The sequence below is a fragment of the Variovorax sp. MPBD4-3 genome, assembly GCF_058809745.1.
The window spans coordinates 1-4127 of record NZ_JBXASW010000119.1; the positions used below are offsets into that span (position 1 = coordinate 1).

The 4127-nt window shown below is 63.5% G+C and carries 6 protein-coding genes and 1 tRNA gene; 5 read left to right on the plus strand and 2 right to left on the minus strand.

Annotation, left to right across the window (positions count from 1 at the left end; translation table 11 throughout):
* The 5 genes from AC1RVW_RS30585 to AC1RVW_RS30605 form a co-directional block, all read left to right on the plus strand.
* The coding region (locus AC1RVW_RS30585; RefSeq protein WP_493204475.1) for an NfeD family protein at window positions 1–204 on the plus strand (204 nt) is incomplete at its 5' end.
* A gap of 37 nt (window positions 205–241) precedes the next feature.
* The gene (locus AC1RVW_RS30590; protein WP_493204477.1) at window positions 242–1171 is read left to right on the plus strand and encodes an SPFH domain-containing protein; all 930 of its coding nucleotides are present in this window, start codon (window positions 242–244) and stop codon (window positions 1169–1171) included.
* A 25-nt stretch (window positions 1172–1196) separates the two neighbouring features.
* Window positions 1197–1287: transfer RNA gene (locus AC1RVW_RS30595), tRNA-Ser, on the plus strand.
* A 195-nt stretch (window positions 1288–1482) separates the two neighbouring features.
* A complete protein-coding gene (locus tag AC1RVW_RS30600) occupies window positions 1483–1839 on the plus strand; it encodes a hypothetical protein (protein WP_081270539.1) in 357 nt (118 codons plus the stop codon).
* Between the two features lie 100 nt (window positions 1840–1939).
* Entirely contained in the window at window positions 1940–2329 is a 390-nt protein-coding gene (locus AC1RVW_RS30605; protein ID WP_081270538.1) for a response regulator, read from the plus strand.
* Between the two features lie 68 nt (window positions 2330–2397).
* On the opposite strand, the gene AC1RVW_RS30610 is transcribed toward AC1RVW_RS30605, so the two are convergent.
* Window positions 2398–3615 (minus strand): branched-chain amino acid ABC transporter substrate-binding protein, encoded by a 1218-nt coding sequence (locus tag AC1RVW_RS30610; protein WP_081270537.1) that lies wholly within the window; start codon window positions 3613–3615, stop codon window positions 2398–2400.
* A 136-nt stretch (window positions 3616–3751) separates the two neighbouring features.
* Window positions 3752–4127 (minus strand): hypothetical protein (locus AC1RVW_RS30615; protein WP_493204480.1); only part of this gene is annotated, 376 nt, incomplete at its 5' end.

The following is a 4127-nucleotide window of genomic DNA, read 5'->3' on the forward strand; positions in this document are numbered from 1 at the left end:
CCGCCCAGCGGCGCCAACCCGGACCTGAACCTCGACATCGGCGAGATCGTGCACGTGGAGGCGTGGAACGCCGACGGCACGGCCACCGTGCGCTACAGGGGCGCGCAGTGGACGGTGGTGCCCCGCGCAGGCCGCGCGCCTTCGACCGGCGAGCACCGGGTGGTCGAGGTGATCGGCAGCCGTCTGGTTGTCGACAAGGTTTAGTCAGTACGTCCGTAGAACTCAGAAAAGGAAGCGCACCATGGAATTTTCGGTCCCTCTCATCATCCTGGTCATCGCGATCATCTTCATCAGTCAGTCTGTCAAGTTCGTGCCGCAGCAGAACGCCTGGGTGCGCGAGCGCCTGGGCAAGTACCACGGCACCATGACGCCCGGCCCCAACTTCCTGATTCCCTTCATCGACCGCGTGGCCTACAAGCACAGCCTGAAGGAAATCCCGCTCGACGTGCCGAGCCAGATCTGCATCACGCGCGACAACACGCAGCTGCAGGTCGACGGCATCCTGTACTTCCAGGTGACCGACCCTATGCGCGCGAGCTACGGTTCGTCGAACTACATCGTGGCGGTGACGCAACTCGCGCAAACGTCGCTGCGCAGCGTGATCGGCAAGCTCGAGCTCGACAAGACCTTCGAGGAACGCGACGTCATCAACGCCCAGGTCGTGGCCGCCATCGACGAAGCCGCACTCAACTGGGGCGTGAAGGTGCTGCGCTACGAAATCAAGGACCTGACGCCGCCGAAGGAAATCTTGCTGGCCATGCAGGCGCAGATCACCGCCGAGCGCGGCAAGCGTGCGCTGATCGCGGCTTCCGAAGGCCGCCGCCAGGAGCAGATCAACATCGCCACTGGCGAGCGCGAGGCCTTCATCGCCCGCTCGGAAGGCGAAAAGCAGGCGCAGATCAACAACGCGCAGGGCGAGGCGGCCGCCATCACGGCGGTGGCCACGGCCACGGCGGACGCCATCGAGCGCGTGGCGGCGGCCATCCGGCAGCCGGGCGGCGAACAGGCGGTTCAGCTCAAGGTGGCCGAGCGCGCGGTCGACGCCTACGGCAAGGTGGCGGCCGACTCCAAGACCACGCTGATCGTGCCGAGCAACATGTCGGAGACCGCCGCGCTCGTCGCTTCGGCAATGCGCATGGTCCAGGCAGGCAAACCTTCGAATCCGGCCTGAACACACTGCTACAATCGTGGGCTCAGGAGCGGTGGATGAGCGGTTTAAGTCGCACGCCTGGAAAGCGTGTGAGGGTTAATAGCCCTCCGCGGGTTCGAATCCCGCCTGCTCCGCCAGAGATTGTTTGTTCGTAACCGTTCGCGAACATTGCTGATCAGGAAAAGCCCGAGTCGCCACAAGCACTCGGGCTTTTTTGTCGTCCGCATGACCGCCAAGAGCGTTGCTTTACAACAACTGGCTTCGGCACCCCAGGCACTTTCGTCTGGCGTACGATCCAAAGGTTTTACTTTCAAGCCCGCAAAGGAGCCTCGATGGCTGGACAACCGCAACCCTCGCCGCGTGGCACGACATCGCTGGACAGCACCCTGAAAAAGAGCGAACAGGTGGCCGCAGACGTGCAGCGGGCCTCGGACAACCTCGCCGTGGTGAACACGGTGCTCGAACAGGAACTGCCTGAAGAAGTTCAGGTCGGCGAAGTGGCACAGGCCATCGAACACACGAACCAGCTCGAGGAGAAACTGGCCAGGTCCGCCGAGAAACTGGCCGAGGTCAACGCGGCCCTGAGCGAAGAAATCGAGAAGCGCCTCGAAGCGACTGCCGAGCGCGACGAGAGCCAGGCGCTGGCCGAAAAGCTCAAGGCCAAACTCCGTTCGGGACAAGCGGACTGAACGTCGCATCGCGCGCCGCTCTCTTCGTCCGTCTCCCTTCTCCTACGCTGCGCCGGCATCAGGCAAGCTACGCTATTGGTTCTCAAAGCGAAACCACGGCATGGCCCTCATCACGTTCCTCGTCGAGGACAACAAGACCATCAGGGACAACCTGGTCCCGGCACTGGAGGACCTGGTCAATGGCCGCGTGGTCGGCTTCGCCGAAACCGAGTCGGACGCACTGGCATGGATCGCGGCGCATCCTGACGACTGGCAACTGCTCATCGTCGACCTGTTCCTCAAGGAAGGCTCCGGCCTCGGCGTGCTGGCGGGCTGCAAGACGCGCAAGCCCGGCCAGCGGGTCGTGGTGCTGAGCAACTACGTCACCGCTGACATCCGGGCGCGCTGCGGCGCACTGGGCGCCGATGCCGTGTTCGACAAGTCGCGCGACCTCGATGCCTTCATCGAGTACTGCAACGCCGACCGGCCGTCGGGTCTCGCGCCGCTCTGACCTCCGCCTTCACGCGGACATGAAAAAAGGGCCCGAAGGCCCTTTTTCTTTTGCGGCAGCCGCGCGACTCAGCGCACCACGGCGATCTGCGTGCGCACACCACCCTTGTAGGTGTACAGCGTCAGCGCGCCGTTCTTGATGTCGCCCTTTTCGTCGAAGGCGATCGGGCCGGTCACGCCCTTGTATTGCACCTTGCCGACTTCCGGCAGGTACTTTTCGGGGTCGGACGAACCGGCCTTGACCATGGCTTCGGCCAGCACGTTGACCGCGTCGTACACGTACGGTGCATAGATCTGCACTTCCACGCCGTTCTTGGTCTTGAACTTGGCCTTGAAGTCTTCCAGCGGTTGCTTGAAGTCGCCGTCCACGCCGCCTGCTTCAGCGCACACCACCATGTCTTCGCCGATGGCATCGCCAGCCAGCTTCGGCAGTTCGCCGGTGCACAGGCCGTCGCCGCCCATGAACTTGACGTTCAGGCCGAGCTGCTTGACCTGCTTGAGCATCGGGCCGCCGACGGCGTCCATGCCGCCGAAGAACAGAACGTCGGGCTTGGCGGACTTCAGCTTGGTCAGGATGGCGTTGAAATCGGTCGACTTGTCGGTGGTGAATTCGTGGCCCACGATGGTGGCGCCGGCAGCCTTGGCCGACTTCTCGAACTCTTCTGCAACGCCCTGGCCGTAGGCGGTGCGGTCGTCGATCACGGCGATGTTCTTGCCCTTGAGCGTGTCGACCGCGTACTTGCCCAGCGTGCCGCCGAGTTGCGTGTCGTCAGCCACCACGCGGAACGTGGTCTTGAAGCCTTGACGCGTGTACTTGGGGTTCGTGGCCGAAGGCGAGATCTGCGGAATGCCGGCGTCGCTGTACAGCTTGGAAGCGGGAATGGTGGTGCCCGAGTTCAGGTGGCCGACCACGCCGTTGACCTTTTCGTCGACGAGCTTCTGAGCCACTGCGGTGCCTTGCTTCGGATCGCCAGCATCGTCTTCGGCGACCAGTTCGAACTTGGCGGTCTTGTCGCCGATCTTCACGCCCTTGGCGTTCAGGTCTTCGATGGCCATCTTGGCGCCCATTTCGTTGTCCTTGCCCAGGTGGGCGATGGGACCGCTGGTAGGTGCAACGTGGCCGATCTTGACGACCAGCGTGTCCCCGGCAGGTGCTGGTGCAGGCGCGGCGGCCGGAGCAGCAGCCGTTGGCGCGGGCGCTGCAGCGGGAGCAGCGGCTTCTTCTTTCTTGCCGCAAGCCACAAGCGTGATTGCAGCCAGTGCGACCGCAGTCCATTTCAATTGCATGAGAACCTCCAGAACTTGGATGAAAAGAATAAAAAACCGGTCGTGTGATCCGGGCGGCTAGACCTCGCAAGTTTCGCGCCGCGGACCAGCGGCACCCTCACGCCCTTCCGACCTGCGGCGCAGTTTAGCCGAGGATTTATGCGCCGGAAGCTGGCGTAGACCCTGTGTTTTCGCTGAGTTCGGCGGCCATTGCCTCGATCACCAGCGCACGCAGAACGGCTTCGATTTCATTGCGCAAACGCGGCACCATTGCGTCGAGTTGATGCTGAACGGCAGCTGACACGGTGTCGCTCAAACGCTCTTCCAAAGAGAGGTCGACACGCTGCAGCACACGATGCAGAAGTTGCTCTTCGAGGCTGACGATTTCGGCCTGCGAGAACTGCGCGGCCGGCGGCAACGCCATGGTGCTTTCCGGGTCGGGCTGCGTTGCCGGCGCGGCCTCCGGCGGCTCTGGCCTCGCGGGCTCCGCCGGGATCTCGAGCACCGTGGTGAGGGTGGGAACGAAACGGGGC